The sequence below is a fragment of the Marmoricola sp. URHB0036 genome (assembly GCF_000426045.1).
In the GTDB taxonomy this organism is placed as follows: domain Bacteria; phylum Actinomycetota; class Actinomycetes; order Propionibacteriales; family Nocardioidaceae; genus Marmoricola.
The window spans coordinates 304236-331183 of record NZ_AUEP01000005.1 but is presented as its reverse complement, the minus strand read 5'-3'; the positions used below and the strand labels follow the sequence as shown (position 1 = coordinate 331183).

20 protein-coding genes are annotated in these 26948 nt (G+C 69.8%); 11 read left to right on the top strand and 9 right to left on the bottom strand.

The window, feature by feature from the left end; translation table 11 throughout:
* The first annotated feature begins 14 nt into the window (after positions 1-14).
* Both mrdA and rodA read left to right on the top strand, forming a co-directional pair.
* A complete protein-coding gene (gene mrdA, locus H976_RS0106540; RefSeq protein WP_027860892.1) occupies positions 15-2150 on the top strand; it encodes a penicillin-binding protein 2 in 2136 nt (711 codons plus the stop codon).
* A complete protein-coding gene (rodA, locus tag H976_RS24895; protein ID WP_036224927.1) occupies positions 2150-3334 on the top strand; it encodes a rod shape-determining protein RodA in 1185 nt (394 codons plus the stop codon). Before mrdA ends, rodA begins: the two co-directional genes overlap by 1 nt.
* 6 nt (positions 3335-3340) lie before the next feature.
* Here rodA and H976_RS0106530 read toward each other — a convergent pair whose 3' ends face one another.
* The 3 genes from H976_RS0106530 to H976_RS0106520 form a co-directional block, all read right to left on the bottom strand.
* Positions 3341-5296 (bottom strand): ATP-binding protein, encoded by a 1956-nt coding sequence (locus tag H976_RS0106530; protein WP_196803983.1) that lies wholly within the window; start codon positions 5294-5296, stop codon positions 3341-3343.
* A gap of 166 nt (positions 5297-5462) precedes the next feature.
* Entirely contained in the window at positions 5463-6563 is a 1101-nt protein-coding gene (locus H976_RS0106525; RefSeq protein WP_027860890.1) for a calcium:proton antiporter, read from the bottom strand.
* Positions 6564-6607: 44 nt separating this feature from the next.
* Positions 6608-8536, bottom strand: coding sequence for a HAMP domain-containing sensor histidine kinase (locus H976_RS0106520; RefSeq protein WP_196803982.1), 1929 nt, complete (start codon positions 8534-8536; stop codon positions 6608-6610).
* Between the two features lie 113 nt (positions 8537-8649).
* Here H976_RS0106520 and H976_RS0106515 point away from each other — a divergent pair, with 113 nt between their 5' ends.
* On the top strand, positions 8650-10587 hold the full coding sequence (locus H976_RS0106515; RefSeq protein WP_027860888.1) for a TIGR03960 family B12-binding radical SAM protein: 1938 nt from the start codon (positions 8650-8652) through the stop codon (positions 10585-10587).
* Positions 10588-10691: 104 nt separating this feature from the next.
* Here the strand turns inward: H976_RS0106515 and H976_RS28565 are convergent, their stop codons facing one another.
* The 4 genes from H976_RS28565 to H976_RS0106495 form a co-directional block, all read right to left on the bottom strand.
* Positions 10692-11237, bottom strand: a complete 546-nt coding sequence (locus H976_RS28565) for a hypothetical protein (RefSeq protein ID WP_155918020.1) — start codon at positions 11235-11237, stop codon at positions 10692-10694.
* The gene (locus H976_RS0106505) at positions 11237-11488 is read right to left on the bottom strand and encodes a DUF4242 domain-containing protein (RefSeq protein WP_155918018.1); all 252 of its coding nucleotides are present in this window, start codon (positions 11486-11488) and stop codon (positions 11237-11239) included. Before H976_RS0106505 ends, H976_RS28565 begins: the two co-directional genes overlap by 1 nt.
* 111 nt (positions 11489-11599) lie before the next feature.
* Positions 11600-14194, bottom strand: coding sequence for an AAA family ATPase (locus H976_RS0106500; RefSeq protein WP_027860886.1), 2595 nt, complete (start codon positions 14192-14194; stop codon positions 11600-11602).
* Between the two features lie 45 nt (positions 14195-14239).
* Entirely contained in the window at positions 14240-14914 is a 675-nt protein-coding gene (locus H976_RS0106495) for a hypothetical protein (protein ID WP_027860885.1), read from the bottom strand.
* Between the two features lie 142 nt (positions 14915-15056).
* Between H976_RS0106495 and H976_RS28560 the strand changes: the two genes are divergently transcribed.
* The 3 genes from H976_RS28560 to H976_RS24875 all read left to right on the top strand — a co-directional run bounded on the left by H976_RS28560 (position 15057) and on the right by H976_RS24875 (position 18074).
* Complete coding sequence (locus H976_RS28560) at positions 15057-16172, top strand: sensor histidine kinase (RefSeq protein ID WP_155918016.1); 1116 nt, start codon at positions 15057-15059, stop codon at positions 16170-16172.
* Positions 16169-16858 (top strand): response regulator transcription factor, encoded by a 690-nt coding sequence (locus tag H976_RS24880; protein WP_036224924.1) that lies wholly within the window; start codon positions 16169-16171, stop codon positions 16856-16858. The genes H976_RS28560 and H976_RS24880 overlap by 4 nt, the downstream gene beginning before the upstream one ends.
* A gap of 139 nt (positions 16859-16997) precedes the next feature.
* The gene (locus H976_RS24875) at positions 16998-18074 is read left to right on the top strand and encodes a ScyD/ScyE family protein (protein WP_051276308.1); all 1077 of its coding nucleotides are present in this window, start codon (positions 16998-17000) and stop codon (positions 18072-18074) included.
* Between the two features lie 41 nt (positions 18075-18115).
* Here H976_RS24875 and H976_RS0106475 read toward each other — a convergent pair whose 3' ends face one another.
* Positions 18116-19312: an MFS transporter gene (locus H976_RS0106475; RefSeq protein WP_027860884.1), complete on the bottom strand. Its 1197-nt coding sequence runs from the start codon at positions 19310-19312 to the stop codon at positions 18116-18118.
* Positions 19313-19369: 57 nt separating this feature from the next.
* Here H976_RS0106475 and H976_RS0106470 point away from each other — a divergent pair, with 57 nt between their 5' ends.
* From H976_RS0106470 to H976_RS28555, 3 genes are all read left to right on the top strand, one after another.
* Entirely contained in the window at positions 19370-20539 is a 1170-nt protein-coding gene (locus H976_RS0106470) for a winged helix DNA-binding domain-containing protein (protein ID WP_027860883.1), read from the top strand.
* Between the two features lie 25 nt (positions 20540-20564).
* Positions 20565-21341 carry a TIGR03936 family radical SAM-associated protein gene (locus H976_RS24870; RefSeq protein ID WP_036224920.1) on the top strand — a complete coding sequence of 259 codons (777 nt, stop codon included), beginning with the start codon at positions 20565-20567 and terminating at the stop codon, positions 21339-21341.
* 71 nt (positions 21342-21412) lie between these two features.
* Positions 21413-24448 (top strand): Rne/Rng family ribonuclease, encoded by a 3036-nt coding sequence (locus H976_RS28555; protein WP_081682705.1) that lies wholly within the window; start codon positions 21413-21415, stop codon positions 24446-24448.
* 4 nt (positions 24449-24452) lie between these two features.
* Here H976_RS28555 and H976_RS24860 read toward each other — a convergent pair whose 3' ends face one another.
* Positions 24453-26183 carry an MFS transporter gene (locus tag H976_RS24860; protein WP_036224917.1) on the bottom strand — a complete coding sequence of 577 codons (1731 nt, stop codon included), beginning with the start codon at positions 26181-26183 and terminating at the stop codon, positions 24453-24455.
* A gap of 143 nt (positions 26184-26326) precedes the next feature.
* Here H976_RS24860 and rplU point away from each other — a divergent pair, with 143 nt between their 5' ends.
* Both rplU and rpmA read left to right on the top strand, forming a co-directional pair.
* Positions 26327-26629 (top strand): 50S ribosomal protein L21, encoded by a 303-nt coding sequence (rplU, locus tag H976_RS0106450; RefSeq protein WP_027860882.1) that lies wholly within the window; start codon positions 26327-26329, stop codon positions 26627-26629.
* 31 nt (positions 26630-26660) lie between these two features.
* Positions 26661-26918, top strand: a complete 258-nt coding sequence (gene rpmA / locus H976_RS0106445) for a 50S ribosomal protein L27 (RefSeq protein ID WP_027860881.1) — start codon at positions 26661-26663, stop codon at positions 26916-26918.
* Positions 26919-26948: the final 30 nt, after the last annotated feature.

Below are 26948 nucleotides of genomic sequence, written 5' to 3'. Positions count from 1 at the left end.
GGTGACCGCCTGAGATGGCCGCCGTTCTCATCCGGCCCAACGCCTCGGAGAAGAGCCGTCTGCGGCTGTTCGTCGTCCAGGCCATGGTGCTCGCCCTGTTCCTCACTCTGTTCGCCCGGCTCTGGTACATGCAGGTGCTCACGGGCGAGGGCTACCGCGCCGCTGCCGCCGAGCAGTCGGTGCGCGACGTCGTCGTACAGCCGGCCCGTGGGCTGATCGTCGACGACATGGGTCGCCCGCTCGTCGCCAACCGCAGCAGCTGGGTGGTCAGCATCGACCGCACCCTCGTCAGCAAGCTCCCCGAGGCCAAGCGCGAGGCGACGCTGAAGGAGCTGGCGCGCGTGGTGAAGGTGCCCTACGCGAAGATCACCGCCCGCACCCTGCTCTGCGGCCAGCCGGACTCGAAGAAGGGCACCTGCTGGAACGGCTCGCCCTACCAGCCGGTGCCGGTGGCGCGAGACGTCCCGCAGAAGGTGGCGGTGAAGCTGCTCGAGCAGTCCGAGGACTACCCCGGGGTGCTGGCGCAGCAGGAGAGCGTGCGCGCCTATCCCTCGCCCTTCGACGTCAACGGTGCCCACGTGCTCGGCTACCTCAGCCCGATCACGGAGGGCGAGCTCGACGAGGCCAAGAAGAACGAAGACGACTCCGTCAACGGCGCCTCGGTGGTCGGCCGCGCTGGCGTCGAGAAGTCCTACGACGAGTGGTTGCGTGGCAAGCCCGGCTACAAGAAGGTCGCGGTCGACTCCATGGGCCGGGTGCTCGGCGACTCCGGCGAGATCAAGTCGACGCCGGGGGACACCCTGGTGACCTCGATCGACGCGGACGTCCAGTCCTACGTGGAGAAGCAGCTCCACCAGGCGATGATGACCGCCCGCGGGACGATGGACCCGGTGACCCATCGTCACTACGCCGCCGACAGCGGCGCCGCGGTCGTGATGGACCCCAAGACCGGCCGGATCGTCGCGATGGCCAGCCAGCCGACGTACGACCCCGAGGTCTGGTCCGGCGGCATCAGCACCAAGGAGCTGAAGAAGCTCTACAGCGACGCTGCCGGCGACCCGCTGCTCTCCCGCGCCACCCAGGGCCAGTTCGCACCCGGGTCGACGTGGAAGCCGATCATGACCGTCGGCGCGCTCAACAACGGCATGTCGGAGAACACCGAGCTGAACTGCTCCTCCGGGCTCCAGGTCGGCAACCGCTGGTTCAAGAACTACGAGTCCGCGGCCTACGGCAACATCACCTTCGCCAAGGCGCTGGAGCTCTCCTGCGACACCTTCTTCTACCGCGTCGGCCTGCACTTCTGGTCGAAGTACGGCACCGACCCCGACAACGTGAAGGCCAAGGACCCGCTCGTCGCGCAGGCCAAGGACTTCGGCTTCGGCTCCGACCCGGGCGGTGACGTCTCCGGCGCCGCCAGCGGTCGCATCGCCGACCGCAAGTGGAAGCTCGCCTACTGGAAGGCGATGAAGGGCTACTACTGCAAGGTCGACCGCAAGAACACGACCGGTCAGCGCGACTTCCTGCACGTCTTCGCCCACGAGTTCTGCCTCGAGGGCTTCAAGTACCACGAGGGCGACGCAGTCAACTTCGTCATCGGTCAGGGCGACACGATGGTCACCCCGCTCCAGCTCGCCCGCGCCTACTCCGCGCTGTCCAACGGGGGCAAGCTGATGGAGCCGCTGGTGGCCAAGGCGATCGTCAGCCCCGACGGCAAGCTGATCAAGAAGATCAAGCCGCAGGTCTCCCGCCGCATCGACTCCAAGAAGTCCGCGCTGCAGTACGTCGACAACGCGCTCAAGGGGACTCCCAAGGAGGGCACCCTGGCGTGGAAGTTCGGCGGCTTCCCGCTCGACAAGGTGCAGATCCGCGGCAAGACCGGCTCGGCCGAGGTCTACGGCAAGCAGACGACCTCGTGGGTCGCGACGTACACCAAGGACTACGTCGTGATCATGATGATCACCCAGGGCGGCACGGGCTCCGGTACGTCGGGCCCGGCCGTGCGCAAGATCTGGGAGCACCTCTACGGGATCAACGGCGAGAAGGTGAACCCGAAGAAGGCCGCCATCCCCGGCACCGTCCCGCCGTCCGGACTTCCGACCTTCGCCCGCGACGGCTCGATCCTGCCCCCCTCCCGGAAGGACGACGACTGATGACGGTCCTGCCGATCCGCGGCCTCTCGATCGCCCGCAGCCGGGTCACCGTCCCGCGCCTCGACTGGGTGCTGTTCGGCGCCGCCGGCCTGATCCTGGGCATCGGCACCCTGCTCGTCTGGTCGGCCACCTCGAGCAACGAGATCCTCACCCACGGCGACTCGACTGCCTACCTGCACAAGCACCTGGTCAACATCATGATCGGCCTGGTGCTCGCGGCGGCAGTGATGGCGACCGACCACCGCTGGGTGCGCATCGTGACGCCGCTCGTCTACGTCGGCTCCGTCATCGGGCTGCTGCTGGTCCTCGTCATGGGTACGACGATCAACGGCTCGCGCTCCTGGCTGATGCTCGGCGGACTCTCCATCCAGCCGGCCGAGTTCGCCAAGCTCGCCGTGGTCATCGGGATGGCAATGATCATCGCCGAGCGCGTCGAGAACTCCCGCCAGCGACGGGTGGGGGCGGTCGACGTCGCGCTGATGGGCGTCATCGCCGGCATCCCGGCGCTGCTGATCATCCTGCAGCCCGACCTCGGCACGATGCTGGTGCTCACCGCCACCGTGTTCGGCGTGCTCGCGGTCGCGGGCGTCCCGCGTCGCTGGCTGGTCTCGCTGTTCGTCGTCGGAAGCGCGGTGGCGACCATGGCGATCATGGCGGGGGTGCTCAAGCAGTACCAGATCAACCGGTTCATGGCCTTCACCGATCCGGCCCTCGACCCGCGCGGCGCCGGCTACAACACCACGCAGGCGCGGATCGCGATCGGCAACGGCGGCCTGTTCGGGCAGGGGCTGTTCGACGGCTCCCAGACCCGCTCGCGGTTCGTCCCCGAGCAGCACACCGACTTCATCTTCACCGTCGCCGGCGAGGAGCTCGGGCTGATCGGTGCCGGCGTGCTGATCCTGCTGTTCGCCGTACTCCTCTGGCGGGCGCTGCACATCTCGATGCACGCCGATGACATGTTCGGCCGGGTCGCGGCCGCGGGCATCGCCTGCTGGTTCGCCTTCCAGACCTTCCAGAACATCGGCATGTGCCTGGGCATCATGCCGGTCACCGGCGTACCCCTCCCGCTCGTGTCGTACGGCGGGTCCTCCATGTTCGCCTCGATGATGGCCGTCGGCCTGCTCCAGAACATCGCCATGCGCGGCAGCATGGTCTCGCGCGCGGTCAGGCCTCGCTCGAGGTAGCCGCGCTCATGCCTCGGGCAGGGTGAACAGGAACGTCGAGCCGCCTTCGGGGTTGCTACGCGCCAGCATGTGTCCGCCGTGCAGCGCGACGATGCGGCGGGTCAGCGCGAGACCGAGTCCGGTCCCCGCCGAACGACCCTCCTGCGGACCGCGGTGGAACTCCTCGAAGATCAGCTCTTCCTCACCCTCGGGGATCCCGATGCCGCGGTCGGTGACCTCGACGCGGACCCAGCCCGACTCGTCGTCAGGCCGGGAGCTGATCCGCACCCACGGCTGCTGGTCGGGGGCGGTGTACTTGATGGCGTTGCCGACCAGGTTGTCCAGGAGCTGGCGCAGCAGACCGGGATCGGCGAGCACGCTGTGCTCGAGGTCGAGGTCGAACTGAGGCTCGAGGTCGTCGGCCCAGCTGGCGCGGCGACCGTCGACGAGCTCGCTCGCGACGCCGAACAGCTTCACCGGCTCCGGACGCAGCTGTCCGTTCTGGACGACCGTGTAGTTCAGCCAGTCCTCGATCACCTGGCGCATGCGGCGGCTGGACTCCCGGGCCTTGCGGACGGCGTCGTCGACCAGCTCGCCGTCGGTAACCGGGTCGCCGTCCTCCACGACCTCGAGCCAGCCGTCGAGCACGGTCAGGGGCCCACGCAGGTCGTGGGCCACCATCCCGGCGAAGTTGCTGAGCTCGCGCATGCGCGCGCGCTGGGCGGTCGCGTCGTGCAGCAGCACCATGGTCGAACGCTCGTCGGTCGAGCCGATCGCCTGGGCGGTGATGTCGAGGGTGCGTGAGGAGCCGTCGTTCTCGACGAGCACCTGGAGGGTCTTCGCAGGGTCGCCGGCCTCGACCCAGAGGGCGTCGTGGAGCACCGTGTCGCTGAGCCGACCGCCGTCGGCGGCCGCCAGCCCGAAGTCGGCCGCCCACGAGACCGGGGTGCCGGCCGGTACCGGCCGGCCGAGCAGCTGCCGGGCGGCGGCGTTGTACATCGAGACCCGGGCGTTGTCGACGATGACGACGCCGTCGCTCATGGAGTCGAACACGGTCTCCAGCATCCGGCGCTGGTTCTCCGACTCGACCCCCTTGCGGTCGAGCTCGGCGATCAGTGCCGCCCGCTGCTCCCGCATCAGCGTCAGGAGCAGGAAGAAGGAGGTGCAGGCGATCACGAGCAGGTCCATGATCGACGACGCCGGGAAGGCGCCGTCGTACCCGAACTGGTTCTGGGGGAAGTAGGACATCGACGCCGAGGCGAGAGCGAGGGTGATGCACAGGTAGCCGGTGCCCCGGACGGTCAGGGTGAGCCCGCCCCACACGCTGGGGATGATCACCAGCCACGACAGGGGGAGGGAGGGGTCGTGGTAGCTGCCGAAGACGCAGACGAACGTCGTGACCACCAGACCGACGCGGTTGAGCCAGGACGTGGGCGGCAGGGCGCCGTGCCGGGGTCCGTAGAACATGACCATGAAGGTCACGCCCCCGACGAAGCAGAACACCGTGTTGCGCAGCACCCACCACCACAGGAACGCGGTGGGCAGGTCGTTGGGGTTCAGGGTCGGGAAGCCGCCCACGAGGGCCAGCAGCAGCGAGGAGCTGACGGCAGCGAACAGGAGTGCCGCGACGTCGTGCTGGTTCTCCGGCGCCCACCCGGCGTGGTTCAGGCGGCGGCGGTAGAGCCAGGCCATCAGGAACGGCTGGCCGGCCCCGACCAGCGCCATCCACAGGGCCGGTGGCAGGTCGTGCCACATCAGCGCTGCCGAGACGAAGAAGACCAGCGCCATGGCTCCGAGGGTCAGCGCGATCACCCGCCGCCCGGCCCACCAGACCGTGGTGAGCAGCACGAAGCCCACACCGCCGGGGGGCCAGACCTCCGCGATGCGGTGGTCGACGGTGAAGCTGCTCAGGCCGAGGTACGGCGCTGCGAGGTAGCAGACCGCGGCGAAGGTGACGTACGGCGCGGCCTGTGCCCAGGACATGGGTGTGAACGCGCCGGCACCGGTGTGCGAGGGCGCGTGCACTGGTGTCTCGGCTACACGTCGCATTTGTCCCTTTTCCCTGACAGTCAGTGTACGGAGCGGCAGCCTCAGCGTCTGGACATTGCGGCTATTTACGACACTGCGCAAAATGGTCGAAAAAGGGCTCTCAGGGCTGCAGCGTGAGCACCAGGAAGGCCGCCAGCACCACCAGGTGCACGCCGCCCTGGAGCCGGGTGGCCCGGCCCGGGACCACCGTCAGCACGCTCACCACCGAGGTCAGCGCCAGCAGCACGATGTGCGTCGGGTCCAGCCCCAGCCGCAGCGGCCCGTCGAGCCAGATGGAGGCCACGGCGATCGTCGGAATGGTCAGGCCGATGCTCGCCATGGCGGACCCCAAGGCCAGGTTGAGGCTGATCTGGGTGCGTCCCCGTCGGGCGGCGTTGAACGCGGCGATCGACTCCGGCAGCAGCACCAGCAGGGCGATGATGACCCCGACGACCGCCTGGGGGAGCCCGAGCGAGGCCACCGCGTCCTCGATGGGCGAGGACTCGACCTTGGCCAGCCCGACCACGGCCACGAGCGAGACGAGCAGCAGTCCGAGACTGGTCAGGGCGCGTCGGTCCGAAGGGCGCGCGGCGTGCTCGTCCTCCGCCAGCAGGTCTCCGCCGGAGGTCACGGGGAGGAAGAAGTCGCGATGCCTGACCGTCTGGGTGACCACGAACATCACGTACAGGGTCAGCGACGCCACGGCCACGAACGCCAGCTGGCTGCCCGAGAACTCGGGACCGGGCGTGGTCGTGGTGAAGTCCGGCAGCACCAGGCAGGTGGTGGCCAGGGTCACCACCGTGGCCAGGGCCGCGCCGGTGCCCTCGGCGTTGAAGTGGGTGGTGCCGAACCGGATGGCGCCGGTGAGCAGGCACAGGCCGACGATGCCGTTGCAGGTGATCATCACGGCCGCGAAGACCGTGTCGCGGGCCAGCACCGAGGTGTCCTTGCCGCCGCTGACCATCAGGGTGAGGATCAGCGCGACCTCGATGACCGTGACGGCCACCGCGAGCACGAGGGAGCCGTAGGGTTCGCCGACGCGGTGGGCCACCACCTCCGCGTGGTGGACCGCGGCGAGGACCGCGGCCGCGAGTACGACGGCCACGACGCTGAGGCCGACCACGCCGGGGTGTCGCCCCCACACCAGGACCAGCGCCAGCAACGACACCGGCGGCACCACCCGGGTCCAGCTGAGCCGTCGCGGGTGGGGGTCGGCGCTCATGCGCGCAGCCTACGCAGCGGTGGCTGGACGCCCGGCGGGCGCTGTCAGGCCCGGGGGAGCGTCACTGTGATCGTGGTGCCGGGTCCCTCGTTGCGCTGGGCGCTGATCAGTCCGCCGTGGCGGCGCACGATGCGCTTGCACAGCGCCAGACCCAGGCCGGAGCCCTCGTAGCTGTCCTTGACGGTCGAGGCCCGACGGAACGGTTCGAAGATGGTCGCCTCCTCGCCCTCCGGGATGCCGATCCCGGCGTCGACGATGTAGAGCCGGACCCAACCGCGGTCCCCGCCGGAGAAGCTGCGGATGGTGACCGACGGGCGTTCGCCGGGAAGGGTGTACTTCGCGGCGTTGCTGACCAGGTTGACCAGCAGGTGCTGGAGCAGCGTCCGGTCGGCCATCACCGAGTCGGGGGTGCGGATCACGAAGTCGACGTCCGGATAGTTCTTGACCAGCGCGTCCAGCACCGGCTGCAGCTCGACGGGCTCGGGCTGCAGCACGCCTTCCCGGGCGACGTTGTAGGTGAGCCAGTCCTCGATCTCCTGCGACATCCGGTCGGTGGCGTGCCGGCCGCGCTCGAGCGCCTCGGCGGCCATCGTCGGGTCGGTGGCCATCACGTCCTCGGCCACCTCCAACCATCCCTGGACGGCCGTGAGGGGGCTCTTCAGGTCGTGGGCCGCGACCGCGGCGAAGCTGGCCAGCTCCTCGATGCGACGCTGCTCGGTGGTCACGTCGCGGACGATGGCGACGACGCCGTCCGACCCGGCGTACGTCACCCGCGCCAGCTGGACGGCGAGCATCCGCAGGCCGTCCTCGGACCCGTCGCGGTTGAAGCCGTAGGTGAACGAGGGCGCCTCGGCCAGCCGGCGCAGCCAGCGTGAGGGCTCGGTGGTGAGCTTGTCCCGCCCCAGGATCTGCACCGCCGCCGCGTTGTGGAGCTGTACGACGCCCAGCGTGTCCATCAGCACCAGGGCCTCGTTGATCGACTCGAAGACGGTGCCCAGCAGGCCGGCCTGGTCCATCGCCTCCTGGCGTCGACGGACGACCTCGTTGGCGAGGTAGGCGCGCTGGTCGCGGACGAGCGACAGCAGCAGCGCCACGAACACGAAGGCCGTCATCAGGCTGTCCAGCACCAGGATGTTGTCGAGGTCGTACTGGCCCGACGGTGCGTTGATCACGGTGACCGTCTGGGCGAAGACGACCGCGAGGGTGCCTGTCAGGCTGTAGGCCGCCGAGGTCCACGGACCCATCGTCAGGCCGGCCCAGACGGCGGGGAGCAGCACGATCCAGGTCAGGGGCAGGTCGTTGAAGGTGAACACGACGCCCAGCGACGCGGCCGTCACCAGCAGCTGCACGTAGACGTCGAACAGCCGGGTGGGGATCGCCTCGCTCCGCGGCCGGCGCTGGACCAGCAGCATCACGCAGGCGCTGCCGACGAACATGTAGGCGGTGCTGAGCGTGCCCCAGGCGAAGATGTCGTAGCCGTCGCTGGTCAGCCAGATGCCGGGCGCCGGGCCGATCGGCAGTGCGGCGAGCACCCCGACCACGCTGGCCAGGAACAGCGCGACGATGTCGCTCGGCCGGTGCGGGGTGAGGTTGTCGTCACCGATGCGCCATCGGTAGAAGACGAGCGTGACCACCGCCTGCACCACGGCCGCCGCGCCGATACGAGAGGACTCGAGCCAGTCGAAGCCGAGGAGGTAGGTGGTGAGGACGTAGGTGACGACCGCGAGCACCAGGGTGAGCGCCAGGACGCGGCTGCGCTGGGGTCGGACCGGCCACAGCCAGGCCAGCATCAGCCACAGGAAGACGATCAGTGCGCCGGCCCGGATCCAGCCGACGCCGTCGACCTGCCGCGCGGTGAGGTCCTGCAGGATCAGCGCCACGGGAGTGAGCACCAGGCACACCAGCCACAGCACCCACATGGCTCGGGTGGAGAGGCGTCGGGAAGGACGCCATGACATGGCGATGTCGCGCACCCGACCCCCCTTGGACGCTCGGGCATGAGCAGCAGGCATGACAATGCTGGGCAGCACTGGTGTTCTGGGCAAACACGTACTCTGGGTCTCCCCCAAACCTGAAAGGTTCATGCATGCCCGTCTCAACTGGTGAGTCGATCTTCGCCACGCTCGAACCCCACCTCGGGGGAGTGAGCAAGCCGATCCAATACGTCGGCGGGGAGCTCAACTCCGTCCAGAAGTCGTGGCACGAGGCCGACGTCCGTTGGGTGTTGATGTACCCCGACGCGTACGAGGTTGGCCTGCCGAACCAGGGTGTGCAGATCCTCTATGAAATCCTCAACGAGCGCGAGGGTTTGCTCGCAGAACGGACGTATTCCGTGTGGCCCGACATGGAGTCGGTGATGCGAGAGCACGGAATACCCCAGTTCACGGTGGATGGGCACCGTCCAGTACGAGACTTCGACGTCTTCGGCGTCTCGTTTTCCACCGAGCTGGGCTACACCAACATGCTGAACGCGCTCGACCTCGCGGGTATCCCAATGCACTCCGTCGACCGCACCCCGGACGACCCGATCGTGCTGGCGGGTGGACACGCGGCCTTCAACCCCGAGCCGATCGCGGACTTCGTCGACGCCGTCGTCCTCGGTGACGGCGAGGAGATCGTGCTCGCCATCAGCGAGGTCGTCCGGGAGTGGAAGGGCGAGGGCTCGCCAGGTGGTCGCGACGAGCTGCTGTGGCGGTTGGCCGCCAGTGGTGGCGTCTACGTGCCCCGCTTCTACGACGTGTCGTACGACGACGACGGTGCTCTGCTCGCAGTGACGCCCAACCGTCCCGGCGTACCCGACCGCGTGCGCAAGCACACCCTGATGGACCTCGATGCCTGGCCCTACCCGCGCAGCCCGCTGGTGCCGCTCGCCGAGACCGTGCACGAGCGGTTCAGCGTGGAGATCTTCCGCGGCTGCACCCGTGGCTGCCGCTTCTGCCAGGCCGGGATGATCACCCGCCCGGTGCGGGAGCGGTCCATCTCGACCATCGGTGACATGGTCGAGAACGGCATCCGCAAGTCAGGCTTCGAGGAGGTCGGCCTGCTCTCGCTGTCCAGCGCCGACCACTCCGAGATCGGCGAGGTGGCCAAGGGGCTGGCCGACCGCTACGAGGGCACCAACGTCTCGTTGTCGCTGCCGAGCACGCGGGTGGACGCCTTCAACATCACCCTGGCCAACGAGTTCTCCCGCAACGGCCGTCGCTCTGGGTTGACGTTCGCCCCCGAGGGCGGCTCGGAGCGGATGCGCAAGGTGATCAACAAGATGGTCACCGAGGAGGACCTGATCCGCACGGTCTCCGCGGCGTACTCCCACGGCTGGCGGCAGGTGAAGCTCTACTTCATGTGCGGCCTGCCGACCGAGACCGACGAGGACGTCCTGGCGATCGCCGACCTGGCCAAGAAGGTCATCGCCGAGGGACGCAAGGTCGCGGGGCACAACGACATCCGGTGCACCGTCTCGATCGGCGGGTTCGTGCCCAAGCCGCACACCCCGTTCCAGTGGGCCTCCCAGCTCGACGTGGAGACGACCGACGAGCGGCTTCGCAAGCTCCGCGAGGAGGTGCGCTCCGACCGTCGCTACGGCCGCGCCATCGGCTTCCGCTACCACGACGGCAAGCCCGGGATCATCGAGGGACTCCTCTCGCGCGGCGACCGTCGGGTCGGCCGGGTCATCGAGCAGGTGTGGCGCGACGGCGGCCGCTTCGACGGCTGGAGCGAGCACTTCTCCTACGACCGGTGGATCGCTGCGGCCGAGCGCGTGCTGCCGACCCACGGCGTGACGCTGGAGTGGTTCACCACACGGGAGCGGACCTACGACGAGGTGCTGCCCTGGGACCACCTCGACTCCGGCCTCGACAAGGACTGGCTCTGGCAGGACTGGGAGGACGCCCTCGACCCCGACTCGATCGACGTCGAGGACTGCCGCTGGACCCCCTGCTACGACTGCGGCGTCTGCCCCGAGATGGGCACCGACATCCAGATCGGTCCCACCGGGCAGCAGCTGCTGCCGCTGTCGGTCGTCTGAGGGCGTGGGAATCCCCGGACGTCCGGGGAAACCACGGGCTGGCAGGCAAAGTTCTGCCTGCCAGCCCACAGAATCCCCGGACGTCCGGGGAAACCGCACCCCCCTCAGATCCCCGGCGGGCAGTAGACGCGCGGGTTCCACATCGTGAACTGACCCATCGGGTTGTGCTTCCACACCCAGGCGTGCAGGGAGTAGTACTCCGGAAGGCCGAACCGATTGCCCGCGAGGGTCCGGTTGAAGGTGTGGCCGAACAGCTTCGGCCGCGGTGCGTTGGCGCCGTGGACCTTCTCCCAGTCCGCGCGCAGCACGAGGTACTCCAGCGCGGCCAGGCGCAGGTGCCCGTTGCGGGCGAAGCGGTAGACCAGGGCCTCGGGCCGGCGCAGCTGGATGGTGCCGTCGAGGCGCGAGCCGAGCAGGTAGTGCACGCCCATCGCGCCCATGCCGGGCATGGCGATGCAGGCGATCCCCTTCTTGTCCCGCACCAGGCCGAAGCCCTGCTTGATCGCCGGGGCCGGCGTCTGGAAGTGCCGGGTGGCGACGCGAGCGGCGTGCACGTCGTGGCGTACGCCGGCCGTGGCCGGTGGAGCGAGCAGGACCCCCGAGAGGGCGACTCCGGCCGCCAGCGCCGTGGCGAACAGTCGTCCGCGCATCACGACCCCTCCTTGACTTCGAAGATCTCCTCGGCGACGAGCCCGTGCGCCTCCCGGTGCACGGTGGTCGCGGCGTCGGCCGACGGGGCCTCGACCAGGCAGAAGATGGCCCCCTCCTGCTCGTCGACCCAGTAGCGCTGGTAGTCGACGCCGTACTTGTCCTGCGTCTGCAGGTCGGCCATGTGGGCCTTGGCGACATCGTCGACGCTGACTCCGCCATCGAGGCGGTGGACGTCCATGTAGAGCGGCATGTCGCTCCTCCTTCGTTGGTGTTCTCGGACACCAACGACGCTAGGAGTGCGCGCTCCCGGGGGAATCCGGAGAACTCCCCATGTTGTGGGTGGCGGTTCCCTATCTCGGCTCTATCTGGGCAGGGCGTCGAGCCCGAGGCGCCGGGCCTCGCTGGCCGCGGCGCTGCGCGAGCCGACGCCGAGCTTGGCGAGCACTGCCGAGACGTGGTGGTCGACGGTCTTGACCGAGATGACCAGCCGCCCGGCGATCTCGTCGTTGCGGAGCCCTTCCACGAGGAGCTCGAGGACCTCGCTCTCACGAGGCGTCAGCCCGGCGGGGTGCTCGCGGGTGGTGGCCCGGGCACCAACCGGCACGGAACGTACGCCGAGCCGCCGCAGCCCTCGCCGGCACAGGCGTGCCGCTGCGTCGGCCCCGAGCGTCTCGAAGCCGGCCAACGCTTCGCGCAGGGACTCCTCGGTGCCGGCGTCGTAGCGCGCGAGGGCCGCCTCCCACGGGCAGAGCAGCGACTCCCAGGCTCGGGCGGCCGCCTCGTGGTCACCCTGCAGAGACAGCCGGGCCGGTTCGGGCAGGTCGTCGATGTCGAGGGCGACCGGCTGGCCCAGACGACGCAGCCAGACGGCCACCAGACCCCGCCGCCAGCCGTTCATCTTCTCGACGACCGGCCACGCGCCCTGGAAGTCCGCCAACGCCGCTGCGGAGTCGCCGAGCAACCAGTGCACCTCGGCGCGCTCGGGCAGCGTGATCCCGAGCCATCCCGCCTCGCCGGTCTCGGTCGCCGACCCGACGGCCGCGTCGAGGTGCTCCAGGGCGGCCGGGTCACCCCGCCGGCCGAGCAGCTGCCCGAGGGTCTTGTGGGGAGGGATCGCGTTGGCGGGGGAGAGGTAGGGCTTGGCGAGGACCTGTCGGCTCATCGACTCCGCGTCGTCCCAGTGCCCCAGGTCGAGCTCGACCGCCGCCTGCCCGGCGAGCAGGCAGCTGCCGTAGGTGGCGATGTCGTGGTCGTTGCAGTAGGCCATCCCCTCGCGGTACAGGCTGACCGCCTCCGGGAACCGGTGTGCCTTGGCCAGCAGGTCGTGCATGTTGGCGTAGCCGCGCCCGCTCTGGCTGTGCAACCCGTGGTCGCGGGCCATCTCGATGCTGGTGCGCATCACCTCGAACCAGCCGGGATCCTCCATCATCCCGAGCACGCAGGCCCGGGTGTTGAGGGCATCACTGAGCACGTCGGGCAGGTCGAGGCTCCGCGCCAGTCGCTCGGCGCGGTCGAGAACCGCCAGCACCTCCTCGTTGCGGACCTCCTCGCAGAGCAGGGCGGCGAGATCGGTGGTGGCGCGGGCGAGTGCGGGCGTGTCGCCGAGGCCCTCGACGGTGCGGACGGCCTGTTGGGCCAGGGCGAGACCCTCCTGGCCGCGGTTGAGTCGCCACATCACCCGGCACAGGAACGACTCGGTGCCGGAGCGAGCCTCGGCGTCGTCGGCCTCCTCCCAGAGGGCGAGGGCACGCTGGGCGTGCTCGGCGGCGATGTCCCAGCGATCGAGGAGGGAGATCTCGCGGGCGAGGGCGTCGTACAGCCTGGCGCGGGCGGTGACGGGTTCGTCGTCGGCGAACCGGAGGGCGCGCTCGAGCTGCAGGGCGGCCTCGCGGTGGGAGCGGAGGGAAGCGGCACGGCGAGCCGCCTCGGGCGCGTAGCGGAGCACTGCCGCGGCGTCGGCTGCTCCCTCCGCGTGGTAGGCGAGTCGGGCGTCGTCGGCGACGCCACGCTCGACGAGGGCCGCCAGGATCCGCTGGTGCAGGGGCTGACGACGGTGGGCCGCGGTCTCCTGCTCGACCGCGACCCGGGCCAGCTCGTGCTGGAAGCGGAGCCCGGTGCCGTCACTCACCAGCAGCCCGGTGACGACCAGCGCGTCGAGGGCCGAGGGGTCGTCCCCGCCCACCTCGACGAGCAGCGCGGGGTCGATCCGGGTGCCGAGCAGGGAGGCCGCCTCGGCGTACCGCAGGCCGGCGGGAGGCAGCTGCGCCAATCTGGCCAGCACCGCGTCCCGGGCCGAGGGAGGCACCTCGCCCGGAACGCCGCGAAGCACCTCACCGACGTAGAACGGGTTGCCCCGGGTGAGCCGGTAGAGCTCGTCGCCGGAGACCGGTCCGTCGACGGCGAGCTCGGCGACGGCGGCCCGCGTGAGGGGAGGTACGGCGATGCGGCGCGTGCCCGGCAGCGAGGACAGGTCACCCAGCGAGATCAGCAGGGGATCGTTGAACGGCAGGCCCTGGTCGCGGTAGGTCACCAACAGCAGGCAGCGCGCGTCCCGAAGCCGGCGCGCCAGGAAGCGGATCAGATCGAGGGTGGCCTCGTCGGCCCAGTGCACGTCCTCGACCACCGCGATGGTCAGCGGCCCGTCAGCGAGCTCGTCCCTGGCCGCCGCGAACAGGGACTCCCGCGGCGCCACCTCGGCCACCAGCCGACCGAGCGTGCCGCCCGCCTGGACCGCGATGTCGAGCAGCGGGCCCAGCGGCCGCGGCGTGAACTGTCCGTCGCAGGCGCCCGTCAGCACGCGGGCATACGCGCACTCCTCGACGAATGCCTCCACCAGGGCGGACTTGCCGACTCCCGCCTCACCGGACACCAGCACGAGACGGCCGCGGCCCTCGCGGGCCTCCCGGGCGTACTGCTGCAAGGCGGAGAGCTGCCCCTGGCGCTCCCTCAGCTCCATGCAGACAGTCTGACCCGGGACAGGGGGGTGCGTACATGGCCGCCCTCAACCGGAGTGCACCGGTCGGGTCGCCGACGACGTGGTGCTGGCGGTCTCCGATGCGCGGGCCAGTCGCCTCCCGGCGATGCCGAACGCGAACATCACCGGCAGGGCGGCACTGCCCATTGACGTGAGCTGCAGGATGCCGAAGGCCAGGGGAAGCGTCAGGGCCAGCAGCCATGCGGTCAGGCGCGGCACGAAGGCCCTGCGCAGCAGGACCACGCCCAGCAGTGTCGATCCGAGCAGTGTCAGCGCGAACCCGGGCAACGTGATCAGGAAGGCCACGTCGAAGAAGGCGTTGTAGGTGCTCCACTGGGTCCAGTAGTCGCAGAAGACACCCACGCAGGCGAGCACGTAGCCACTCAGCGCCAACCTCCAGGCCCACCTCTCGAAGCCGACGGGGCGCCGGCGACGCCGTACGACGAAGGCGCACAGCGTGAACGCCACGAAGACCGGGAGCCAGATCTTCCCGTAGGTGAGGTAGACCGCGTCGGGGTTCGCCCAGTCGAGAGCCGGGCCGAAGAATTCCCGTGCCGGGTCCGACCACACCCGGGTCGTCCAGATCTGCAGGTCTTCCTTGCCATCGACGGTGTTGTGGCGCGCCATCGCGTGGAACTGACCCGCGACCAAGCCGACCCAGGCCATCACCCAGGCGAGCCGTCCGATTGTCCTGTCCTTCATGTCGTTGCCTCCCGCGGTCGAGGTAGCTGGGGTGGCTCCGACGCTAGGAATTCCGGGCGCCACGGTCGTCAGCCCTCGGATGGGTCCGATCTCCACCCTCGGGTTGACGGACATGGCGCTGCACTCGCCGTAACCTGCGGTGGTGGGCAGGCCGATCCCGCCAGGACGCTTCGACGTTGTGCTCGCCGGCAGCATCTTCGTGCTGGGCGGCGTCGAGATGGCCATGCTGCGCCCCGAGCGCTGGGGCTGGGGAGTCGCCATCGAGCTCGTGACCGCCGTGCTGCTCGCGTTCAGGCGGAGCGCGCCCCTCCTCGTGGGCACGTTGGCGCCCTGCGTCCTCCTCGTGATGCCGTACGTCGGTCCGCAGCTCGACGAGCCCGCCGTGCCCCTGCTGTTCTGGGCCGTCTCGGTGTACACGCTGGCGCGGTGGGTCGCCGACCTCCGCGGCCTCGTCGGCGTGGCCGTGATCGCCCTGGTCACCTTCAGCGACTACGTCTTCGAGGATGCGCGGGACCACAACTTCTCCGATGTCGTGTTCGTCGCGACACTGCTGGTCCCGCCGTACGTCTTCGGCCGGTTGGTGCGACGGCTCGCCGCGCAGAAGGCACTGCTCGAGGAACGTGAGGAGCTGGTCACTCGCGAGGCCGTACGTGCTGAGCGCGACCGCATCGCCCGCGAGCTGCACGACGTCATCGCGCACTCGGTGAGCGCGATGGTGGTGCAGACTGCCGCAGCACAGGACCTTGTGCGCACCGATCCCGAGCGCGCCGAAGTGGTGCTGCGCGATGTCGCCGACACAGGTCGTCGGGCGCTGGCCGAGACGGGCCGGCTGCTGCACGTGATCCGCGACGACTCCGACGAGCTCGGTCTGAACCCGGCGCCGGGTGTGTCCGACCTCGAGCGACTGGTCCGCGAGTTCCGTGCCGAGGGCCTGCACGTGGAGCTGGTCATCGACGAGGAGCTCGTGCGACTGCCCGCAGGGATCGACGTCTCGGCCTACCGCATCGCTCAGGAGGCGCTGACCAACGCGCTGCGCTACGGGCAGGGGACAGCGAGTCTGGAGATCACCGCGACCGGGGCAGGGGTGGCCATCCGCGCCACCAACCCGACGGGACCCGCCCGGCCGTCGATGGGGTCGGGACTCGGTCTGCGCGGGTTGGCCGAGCGGGTCTCGCTGCTGGGTGGCACGCTCACGCACGGCGCCTCTGAGGGGTGCTTCGAGCTGGCCGCGACGCTTCCTGTGGAGCGACAGTCATGACCAGTGTCGTGATCGCCGACGACCAGGACCTGATCCGATCGGGGCTGCGCATGGTGCTGGAAGCGCGGGGGATCGAGGTGATCGGGGAGGCCGCCGACGGGCGCCAGGCGGTCGAGGCAGTCACGTCCCTGCGACCCGATGTCGTGCTGATGGACGTCAGGATGCCGGTCCTGGACGGCATCGCGGCCACGCGCGAGATCGCGGTTCGACGCCTGGAGACGCGTGTCCTGGTGCTGACGACGTACGACGTGGATTCCTACGTCTACGACGCACTGCGAGCCGGTGCCGCGGGCTTCCTGCTGAAGGCCACGGCCCCCGACCGTCTTGTCTCCGGGATCGAGACCGTCCACGCAGGCGAGGCGCTGCTGTCCCCTGCGCTCACCCAGCGGCTCATCGAGCAGCACGTGCGCGGCCCGGCACCGGTCGCAGGCGTGCCGGAGGCGCTCGTCTGCCTGACCGAGCGGGAGCGAGAGGTGCTGGCGCTCGTGGCCACGGGACTCGGCAACACCGAGATCGCGGCGACCCTGGTCGTCTCCGAGGCCACGGTGAAGACCCACATGAACCGGCTGTTCACCAAGCTCGGACGACGCTCCCGCGCTCAGCTCGTGGTGCTCGCCTACGAGAGCGGCTGGGTACGCCCCGGCCAGCCGGCGGTCCGGCAGGACACCGCGGGCGGGACGGCCTAGACCGCGACACGGACATTACGGAACGGGTAGAGACCGGATAGTTGCCCGTCGGTAGCGTCCCGAGGACGTCCGGCGACGGGGAGTTGCCGGGCCGCATCGGGGCCAGCCCGGTGCGGTGCTCACATCCCGGGGAGGACCCATGAGTCTGCGCAACAGGACCCTGATCACCACCACCGTCGCGGCCGTTTCCGCCGCACTGGCGCTGGCCGCATCAGCCGCGGCGCCGGCGTCGGCCAAGCCCACGTCCGAAGCCCGCACGCTCGACTCGTCCGTGCTCGCGCCGTTCCAGATCGCCGTACGCGGCGGCACGGTCTGGTGGACCGACGGCTTCAAGGGCACCGTGACCCGTCTGAAGAGCGGCAAGAAGTCGATCATCGTCAGTGGGGGAGCCGAGGGCGTCGCCGTGTCCGGCAAGAAGCTCGCCTACAGCGTCACCACCGACAAGACCAGTCGCGTGGTCGTGCGCCGTCCCGGGCGCAAGCCGCAGGTCATCAAGGTGCGCCGCTTCGAGGCCGTCCACAACCCTGACGGCAACGTGCACTACGGCATCATCAAGAACTACAACCAGTGCGCGGCGGACTTCTTGACCTCGGAGCCGGGAAGCCCGCCCGCGCGCTACACCGGCGTCGTCGACTCGCACCCCTACCAGCTCGCGTCCCTGCCCGGTGGCGCCTGGGCGGTGGCCGAGGCGGCCGGAAACGACATCCTGCGCATCAGCAGGACGGGCCGGATCTCCGTGGTGGCGCTGCTGCCGCGGCAGCCGATCACCTTCACGCAGGCCCAGGCCGACGCGTTGGGAGCCCCCGACTGCCTGGTCGGCGTGCGCTACGCCTTCGAGCCGGTGCCCACCGACGTCGAGCGCGACAGCCACGGCAACCTGTGGGTCTCCGTGCTGCCCGGCGGTCCGGAGGGTCCTGCCCTGGGCGCTCGTGGCGCGGTCTACAAGATCACCAGGCACGGCAAGGTGATCCGGATCCACGGCGGGTTCAACGGTGCCACCAACCTCGCGGTGTGGAACAACCAGGTGTACGTCGCCGAGCTCTTCGGCGGCCGCATCTCGACCATCCGCAACGGCAAGCTGGTGACCGTCCGGTCGCTCGCCCAGCCCGTTTCCGTCGAGGCGACGAAGTACAAGCTCTTCGTGGGTCAGCTCGCGCCGACCGACGACCAGGGCAACCCCACGGGTCCGGGGCACGTCCTCCGCTTCCCGCGCTGACCGGCTGAACCGTCGCCCCCAGGTCCTCGGGCCTGGGGGCTTCAGCCTGCGTCCAGCTCGTCCTCGACGTACGCCGGCCGCGAGACCGCCAGGCCGAGCAGCAGCTGGGGGATCGTCACGACCAGCAGCGCGATCAGCGGCACCGTCCAGCCGCCGGAGAGGTCGTTGAGCTGGCCGATCCCGAACGGCCCGATGCCCGCGATGAGGTAGCCGATCGACTGGGCGAACCCCGACAGCGCTGCCGTGCCGGCGGGTGTCCTGGCCCGCAGTCCGATCAGGGTCAGGATCAGCGGGAAGGTCGTCGTACCGATGCCGACCAGCACGGCCCAGGCCCACGCTCCCGAGGCCGGAGCGAAGATCAGGCCGAGGTAGCCGATCGGGTAGCAGCCCATCACCAGGCACATCAGCAGCGTCTGGTTGTGCATCCGGGAGACCAGCCAGGGGATCAGGAAGGACAACGGGATGCTGATCCCGGTGATCACGCCGAGCAGCAGTCCGGCCGTGTGGGCCGAGAACCCCGCGTCGCGGTAGAGCTCGGCGAACCAGCCGAAGATCGAGTACGCCTGCAGCGACTGGAGTCCGAAGAACAGCGCCATCAGCCAGCCGAGTCGGGTACGCGCCACGTCGAGCAGGCCGATGTTGCCCTTCACCTCCTCGGGCCGTCGGTCATGGCCGATCAGGCCCAGCCACGGGAGCACCGCGATCGCGGCGGTCAGCGACCACACGAACAGGCCGGAGCGCCATCCGTCGTACGCGTCGCTGATCGGGACGGTGAGCACGGACGCCGAGGTAAGTCCGATCGCCAGTGCGGTGGAGTAGACGGAGGTCATCAGCCCCACGTGGCGGGGGAAGTGCAGCTTGACCAGCGAGGGCAGCAGCACGTTGGCGGTCGCCATCCCGGCCAGGGCGAGCAGGGAGAGCAGCAGGAACACAAACGGTGAGTGCACCGAGGAGCGCACGCCCAGCCCGGCCACCACGCACAGCAGCGCCACCAGGGTCACCCGGTGCAGGCCGATCATCCGCGCCAGGCGTGGAGCCAGCGCGCCGAAGACGGCGAACGCCAGCACCGGCAGCGAGGTGAGTACGCCGGTCTCGGTGGTCGTCATGCCGAGCCCGGCGCTGACCTCACCGAGGACCGGGCCGACGCTGACCGCGGCCGGGCGCAGGTTGAAGGCCAGCACCACGATGCCGAGGATCACCAGCCCGCGCTGGAGGCGGCGGCGGGTCGGTGCGGACACCCGAGCATCGTGCCGGAGCCGGTCTCGCCTGTCGGCGGCGGGTGCGACGATCTCTCCATGCGCGAGATCTCCGACGGGCAACGGCGGGCGCGGCTGGGTGTCAGGCACGCCCTCGCGGTCCGGGTCGAGACGGTCGAGGAGGCGGTGGCGTCGATCGCCTGCCTGCACGCGACCGAGGCCCCGAGCGTCTACCTGTCGGTGGCGACCCGGTGCGACGCCACCCGCGAGGACATCGCCCGGGCGCTCTACTCCGACCGGTCGGTGGTCAAGCAGCTCGCGATGCGACGCACCCTGTTCACCTTCCCCCGCGACGTGCTGCCGCACGTGTGGGGCAGTGCCTCCGATCGGGTCGCCCAGGTGCTGCGCACCAGGCTCGCCAAGGAGATCGAGGCCAACGGGATCGCCAAGCGCGGCGACGTCTGGATCAACCGGATGTTCAACACCGTGCTCGAGGCGCTGGCCGACACCCCCTTGACCACCGCCGAGCTGCGTGAGCAGATCCCGCCCCTGTCTCGCCGGTTGCACATGTCGCCGGGCAAGTCCTACGGAGGGCACATGCCGATCGCGCCCCGCGTGCTGAGCACGCTCGGCGCCACCGGCGTGGTGCTGCGTGGCGACAACGAGGGCGACTGGCGCACCTCCAGACCGCGCTGGACGCTCACCGAGGAGTGGCTCGGCGAGGCCGTCACCAAGGCGCCGGCCGAGGCCGGCTACCGCGAGCTCGTCCGGCGCTGGCTGCAGCGCTTCGGGCCCGGCACCGAGGCCGACCTGGTCTGGTGGCTCGGGTCGACCAAGGCCGCCGTGCGGCAGGCGCTCCGGGACCTCGACGCGGTGGAGGTCTCGCTCGCCGAAGGGGTCGGCTACCTGCTGCCCGACGACGTCGACGACGTGCCCGAGCCCGAGCCGTGGGCCGCGCTGCTGCCGGTGCTCGACCCGACCACGATGGGCTGGAAGCAGCGCGACTTCTACCTCCACCCCGAGGACCGGCCCTTCCTCTTCGACACCAACGGCAACGGTGGCAGCACCGCGTGGTGGTGCGGACGGGTCGTGGGGTGCTGGGTCCAGGACCCCGACGGGGCCGTGGTCGTCGTACCCCGTGGCGACCCGGGTGCGGAGGCGCTCGCGGCCCTCCAGGACGAGGCCGAGCGGCTCACCAAATGGCTGGAGGGGCAGAAGGTCTCCACGGTCTACGCCTCGCGGCAGATGAAGTCGGCCCTGCTTCCCTGAGTCGGCGCGGGTAGGGTCACGCGACGTGCGTGAACAGCCCCAGCAACAGCCGCCGCCCGTCCAGCGCCTGCGGCTGCGCTACGCCAAGCGGGGACGGCTCCGGTTCACCAGCCACCGTGACTTCAGCCGGGCCTTCGAGCGGGCCGTCTTCAGGGCTCGCATCCCGATGGCCTACTCATCGGGGTTCAACCCGCACCCGCGCATCTCCTACGCCGGTGCGGCCCCCACCGGGTCGGCCAGCGAGGCCGAGTACCTCGAGATCGCGCTCGCCGAGGAGCTCGACCCGGCCCGTGCCCACGAGGACATCGACGCGGCCCTGCCCCCGGGTCTCGACGTGCTCGAGGTCGTCGCCAGCTCCGGCGGTGCCCTGGCCGACCGGCTCGAGGCCTCCTGGTGGCGACTCACCCTCGACGGTGTCTCAGCCGAGGAGGCGGCGGCCGCAGTCCGTGCGCTGCTCGCGACCGACGAGGTCGTGGTCGAGCGGATGACCAAGAAGGGGCTGCGCAGCTTCGACGCCCGCGCCGCCATCGCCTCGGTCGACCTGGTCGACCCGGTCGAGGAACCTGGGGGTGAGCCCGGCGATTCGCGTCCCGGTCCCGGGGCGTGTGCGATACTCGACGTGGTCTTGCGACACGGTTCGCCGTCCGTGAGACCCGACGACGTTCTCGCCGCTCTTCACCAGGCTTCCGGACTCCGGGTCACCGCCGTTTTGCAGCAGCGACTGGCCCAGGGACCGTTGGACGAGAAGAACGGCACGGTGGGTGATCCATTGGCACCCGACCGCGACGCGGCTGGGCAGTGAAGGTGACAGCTTCATTGCGCTAGGCAGCCCGGCGACCGCGGTTGGTGCGAGGGGATCACACATGTGACGCGATGCCGCGGAGGGTGTCGTCGCCGACCGAAGGCTTTGTCGTACGCCGCAGGGCTCGCCCCGACGCCGTACGCCGCGACCAGCACCGTCGCCTGGGTGACAGTCAGGTGAGGTGCACGAAGGGCTCATCAGTGCTCGACAACGACGACACCACCTCCGACATCACCACCCCGGAGACCACTTCGGAGACCACCCCGGAGACCACCGCAGCACCCCCCACCGATCCCGCGCCCGACGCGCCGGTGAAGAAGACCGCGGCCAAGAAGGCCGCGAAGGCGCCGGCCAAGAAGGCCGCCGCCAAGAAGTCCGGCGCCAAGAAGGCCGCCAAGGCGGCCGAGCCGCCCGCCGAGGGCACCGAGACCGACAGCGCGGCCCCTGCGGAGGAGGCTCCGGCCAAGCCCAAGAAGAAGGCCGCCTCCCGCAAGAAGGCGGCCGCCCCCGAGCCGGCCGAGGGCGAGTCGCCCGACGACGGGCCCGACGCCCCGGTCGCGCCGATGGTGCTGTTCCAGGCCCCGGAGAAGAAGACCGCCGCGCCCCGGAAGAAGGCGGCCAAGAAGTCAGCCGCCGCCAAGGCCGACGACTCCGACCAGGAGCAGTCCGAGACGCCTCGCAAGCGCGCCTCGAAGAAGGCCCAGGCGAGCGAGGACACCCCGGCCGACGACACCGCAGCCGAGGAGCCCGAGACCGACGAGCAGGGTGACTCCGACGACTCCGGCGACGGCGATGGTGCCGCTCGCCGCCGTCGCCGCCGTGGAGGCCGCAGGCGCCGCCGTCCCTCCGACGGCAGCGCGGACACCGACGACGACAGCGACGACTCCGAGGACGACAGCGACGAGTCCCGCGACTCGGGCGGCTCCGAGGGTGGTGACGGGGGCGAGGGGACCGGCGCCTCCCGCCGTCGCAGGCGTCGTCGCCGCTCGGGTGACGACTCCGGCGGGTCCGGCGACGACCCGGACAACACCGTCACCCGGGTACGCAAGCAGCGCAACCCCGAGGACGAGATCACCAGCATCGGCGGCTCCACCCGCCTCGAGGCCAAGAAGCAGCGCCGTCGCGAGGGCCGGGAGGCCGGGCGTCGCAGGGCGCCGATCGTCAGCGAGGCGGAGTTCCTCGCCCGCCGCGAGTCCGTCGACCGCGTCATGGTGATCCGTCAGAAGGACGACCTGACCCAGATCGGCGTCCTCGAGGACAAGGTGCTCGTCGAGCACTACGTCGCCCGCGAGTCGCAGACCTCGCTGATCGGCAACGTCTACCTCGGCCGCGTCCAGAACGTGCTGCCCTCGATGGAGGCGGCCTTCGTCGACATCGGTAAGGGCCGCAACGCCGTCCTCTACGCCGGTGAGGTCAACTGGGCGGCGGTCGGTCACAAGGAGGGTCAGCCCCGCAAGATCGAGTCGGTGCTCTCCTCGGGCCAGACCGTGCTCGTGCAGGTCACCAAGGACCCCGTCGGCCACAAGGGCGCCCGGTTGACCGGTCAGGTCAGCCTTCCGGGTCGCTTCCTGGTCTACGTGCCCGAGGGCAACACCTCCGGCATCTCCCGCAAGCTCCCCGACACCGAGCGCAACCGCCTCAAGACGCTGCTCAAGGAGATCGTCCCCGAGAGCGCCGGCGTGATCGTGCGCACCGCCGCCGAGGGCGCCTCGGAGGACGAGCTGACCCGCGACGTCGAGCGGCTCACCGCCCGCTGGAACGACATCGAGGAGAAGGTCAAGGCCGGCAAGTCCCCGCAGCTGCTGTACGGCGAGCCGGACCTCACCCTCAAGGTCGTCCGCGACCTGTTCACCGAGGACTTCGGCAAGCTCGTGGTGCAGGGTGATGACGCCTGGGACCTCGTCGAGAACTACGTCTCGCACGTCGCGCCCGATCTCCAGGAGCGGCTCGAGCGCTTCGAGCCCGGTGAGAACGGCAAGGACCTGTTCGCGACGTACCGCGTCGACGAGCAGATCGCCAAGGGTCTCGACCGCAAGGTGTGGCTGCCCTCCGGCGGCTCGCTGATCATCGACCGCACCGAGGCGATGACCGTCGTCGACGTGAACACCGGCAAGTTCACCGGCTCCGGCGGCAACCTCGAGGAGACGGTCACCAAGAACAACCTCGAGGCGGCCGAGGAGATCGTCCGGCAGCTCCGGCTCCGTGACATCGGCGGCATCATCGTCGTCGACTTCATCGACATGGTGCTCGAGTCCAACCGCGACCTCGTGCTCCGCCGGCTGGTGGAGTGCCTGGGTCGCGACCGCACCCGTCACCAGGTCGCCGAGGTCACCTCGCTCGGACTGGTGCAGATGACCCGCAAGCGCATCGGCACCGGCCTCCTCGAGGCGTTCAGCCACGAGTGCGAGCACTGCAAGGGCCGTGGTGTCGTGATCCAGGACCACCCGGTCGAGTCGGGCGGCAGGTCCGAGGACGACGAGCCCCGTGGCCGCCGCAGTCGCGGTGGCCGCAACCGAGGCGGCGGCCGCACGGGTGCGAGCAGCGGTGGCAACGGCGGCAACGGGAACGGCAACGGGGGAGCGCACGCGACGCCGTCCCCGGCCGACCTCGCCCGCTCCAAGCCGCCGGAGAAGACGACCGACGAGGACGAGTTCCCGGACGAGAGCCCTGACGAGGTCCAGAGCGACGTCACGGACGACACCACGGACGACACGGACGAGGTGCAGGACGAGGGACCCGAGAAGTCGGTGCTGGGCACGCCGTCGAGCACCCCGCCCGAGCCCCAGGACGTGCCGTCCTCTGCCGAGCCGGAGCAGCAGGAGGAGCCAGCCGAGCCGACTCCCGAGCCGAGTCCCGAGCCGCGGCTGGTGACCAGCACCCGCCGTCGTACGGCGCGACGCCCGGCCGGTCCGCCGGCGGCCAGCGATGCCTCGGCCGAGCCGGTCGCGGTGCCGGTCGAGCCGGCCGCTGCCGGACACGCCCCGTCCGCGGACTCCGACCAGGACCCCGATCTGGATCTCGACCAGGACTCCGAGCAGGACGACGACGAGTCCGGGTTCTCCCTGGTGCACGTGCCGATCAAGCGCAAGGGCTCACGCAAGCGCTGACCCGTCACTCGCGGCCGAGTGCCTCGCCCTCGGGCTCTTGGTGCACGAACTTGCCCCCGGCACTCCACGAGGCGGCGGCGCCGACCACGCTCATCACGGCGGCGGCGGTGAACACGATCACCAGGCCGTGGTGGAACGGCTGCGACATCAGGTGCGGGAAGAAGTCCTTGCCGGTGAGCACGTCCGCGTTGTGCTGCGGCAGGTGGTCCAGCGTGCCGGTCGGACCGAGCAACGACTTGATCGGGTTGTAGCCCAGGAACGACGCGAACAGCGAGCCGACCGGCGGCAGGTGCCCGATGTCCTGGGCGACGTTGCTCGGCACGCCCTGGCCGGTCAGTCCCTTGCTCATCGTGTCCGGCAGGACATTGGCCAGGCCGATGATCATCAGGGAGAAGAACACCCCGATGGACAGCGAGGTGCCGGAGTTGAAGACGGTGCCCCGGATGCCGGAGGCGGCCCCGCGCTCGTAGGCCGGGACGGAGTTCATGATCGCGGTCGTGTTCGGCGCGGTGAACAGGCCGCTGCCGATGCCGTTCACGAGCAGGATCAGGGCGAACAGCCAGTAGGCGAAGTCGACCGGGATCGCCAGCAGCCCGATGAAGCTGACCGCCACCACCAGCAGACCGCCGGTGGCGAACAGCCGTGCGCCGAAGCGGTCGGAGAGCCAGCCCGAGGCCGGTCCGGCCACCAGGAACCCGATCGTCAGCGGCAGCATGTAGATGCCCGCCCACAACGGCGTGGACTCGTAGTTGTAGCCGTGCAGCGGCAACCAGATGCCCTGCAGCCAGATGATCAGCATGAACTGCAGGCCACCGCGGCCGACCGAGGCCATCAGGCCGGCCAGGTTGCCCATCGAGAAGGCCCGGATCCGGAACAGGCTGATCGGCACCATCGGGTGCTCGACGTGCTGCTCGACGATGACGAAGGCCACGAGCAGGGCGATCCCCCCGATCATCCCGCCGAGCACCCACGGGTTGGTCCAGCCGGTGCTGTGCTCGCCGTACGGCTGGATGCCGTAGGTGATCGCCACCAGTAGTGCGGTGAGGCCCAGGCCGAAGGTCAGGTTGCCGGGTACGTCGACCTTCGACTCGCGTCGCTCCCCGAGCTCGACCAGGGACTTGTAGCCCCACACCGTGCCCAGGATGCCGATCGGCACGCTCACCCAGAACACCGCCCGCCAGTGCCACTCCGAGAGCAGACCGCCGATGACCAGCCCGAGGAAGGAGCCGGCGATGGCCGAGACCTGGTTGATGCCCAGGGCCATGCCCCGCTGCTCGGCCGGGAAGGCGTCGGTGAGGATCGCGGTGGAGTTGGCGAACAGCATCGCTCCGCCGACACCCTGACCGATGCGCATCACGATCAGCCACATCGCGCCGGAGCCACCCGTGAACGGGTCGACCGAGAGCAGCACGGAGAAGACCGAGAAGACCAGGAAGCCGAGGTTGTACATCTTCACCCGGCCGAACATGTCGCCGAGCCGACCGAGCGTGACCACCAGCACGGCCGAGACGACGAGGAAGCCCATGATGATCCAGAGCAGGTAGCTGACGTTCCCCGGCTCGAGCGGGTTCAGGTCGATGCCGCGGAAGATCGCCGGCAGCGAGATGATCACGATCGAGGAGTTGATCGTCGCCATCAGCACGCCGAGGGTGGTGTTGGACAGTGCCACCCACCGGTAGTGCGGGTGGTCCTTGTCGAAGCGGGAGACTCGGGGTTGCGTCGATGGTTGCGCCACGCAACGAAATCTACTCCAGGCCCCAGGCCGGCTCGTTTTGACCCTGCCACCGGCCAACCAGTAAAGTTGATCCTCGGTGTGCTGACGCGCGCCCATCGTCTTTTTCCCCAGGCATTCGCCAACCCAAGGAGAGTGAACCCGCCGTGTACGCAGTCGTGCGCGCTGGCAGCAAGCAGCAGAAGGTTGCCGTGGGCGACGTCATCGAGATCGACAAGGTCGAGACCGGTGTCGGCGAGTCGCTGACCCTCCCGGTGGTCATGGTCGTCGACGGTGACAAGGTCACTGCGTCCGGCCTGGACAAGGCCGGCGTCACGGTCGAGGTGCTCGCCGCCACCAAGGGCCCCAAGATCGTCATCCAGAAGTACAAGAACAAGACCGGCTACAAGAAGCGCCAGGGTCACCGCCAGAAGTACACCCAGGTCAAGGTCACCGACATCACCGTCTGACGTCAGTCAGCCATCACCTCAAGGACAGCTCATGGCTCACAAAAAGGGAGCAGCGTCGACCAAGAACGGTCGCGACTCCAACGCCCAGCGCCTCGGCGTGAAGCGCTACGGCGGTCAGCTCGTCAACGCCGGCGAGATCATCGTCCGCCAGCGCGGCACCCACTTCCACCCCGGCAGCGGCGTCGGTCGCGGCGGTGACGACACCTTGTTCGCACTCGTCGCCGGCAACGTCGAGTTCGGCACCAAGCGCGGCCGCCGCGTCGTCAACATCGTCCCGGCGGGGGAGTGAACTTCTCACCGGTTTCCTAGCACCACCAAC

Excerpts from the sequence above, each read along its gene's own strand:
- mrdA (WP_027860892.1), top strand. The coding sequence starts at position 15 with ATGGCCGCCGTTCTCATCCGGCCCAACGCCTCGGAGAAGAGCCGTCTG.
- rodA (WP_036224927.1), top strand. The coding sequence starts at position 2,150 with ATGACGGTCCTGCCGATCCGCGGCCTCTCGATCGCCCGCAGCCGGGTC.
- H976_RS0106530 (WP_196803983.1), bottom strand. The coding sequence starts at position 5,296 with ATGTCCTGGGCACAGGCCGCGCCGTACGTCACCTTCGCCGCGGTCTGC.
- H976_RS0106525 (WP_027860890.1), bottom strand. The coding sequence starts at position 6,563 with ATGAGCGCCGACCCCCACCCGCGACGGCTCAGCTGGACCCGGGTGGTG.
- H976_RS0106515 (WP_027860888.1), top strand. The coding sequence starts at position 8,650 with ATGCCCGTCTCAACTGGTGAGTCGATCTTCGCCACGCTCGAACCCCAC.
- H976_RS28565 (WP_155918020.1), bottom strand. The coding sequence starts at position 11,237 with ATGCGCGGACGACTGTTCGCCACGGCGCTGGCGGCCGGAGTCGCCCTC.
- H976_RS0106505 (WP_155918018.1), bottom strand. The coding sequence starts at position 11,488 with ATGCCGCTCTACATGGACGTCCACCGCCTCGATGGCGGAGTCAGCGTC.
- H976_RS0106500 (WP_027860886.1), bottom strand. The coding sequence starts at position 14,194 with ATGGAGCTGAGGGAGCGCCAGGGGCAGCTCTCCGCCTTGCAGCAGTAC.
- H976_RS0106495 (WP_027860885.1), bottom strand. The coding sequence starts at position 14,914 with ATGAAGGACAGGACAATCGGACGGCTCGCCTGGGTGATGGCCTGGGTC.
- H976_RS24880 (WP_036224924.1), top strand. The coding sequence starts at position 16,169 with ATGACCAGTGTCGTGATCGCCGACGACCAGGACCTGATCCGATCGGGG.
- H976_RS24875 (WP_051276308.1), top strand. The coding sequence starts at position 16,998 with ATGAGTCTGCGCAACAGGACCCTGATCACCACCACCGTCGCGGCCGTT.
- H976_RS0106470 (WP_027860883.1), top strand. The coding sequence starts at position 19,370 with ATGCGCGAGATCTCCGACGGGCAACGGCGGGCGCGGCTGGGTGTCAGG.
- H976_RS28555 (WP_081682705.1), top strand. The coding sequence starts at position 21,413 with ATGCCGCGGAGGGTGTCGTCGCCGACCGAAGGCTTTGTCGTACGCCGC.
- rpmA (WP_027860881.1), top strand. The coding sequence starts at position 26,661 with ATGGCTCACAAAAAGGGAGCAGCGTCGACCAAGAACGGTCGCGACTCC.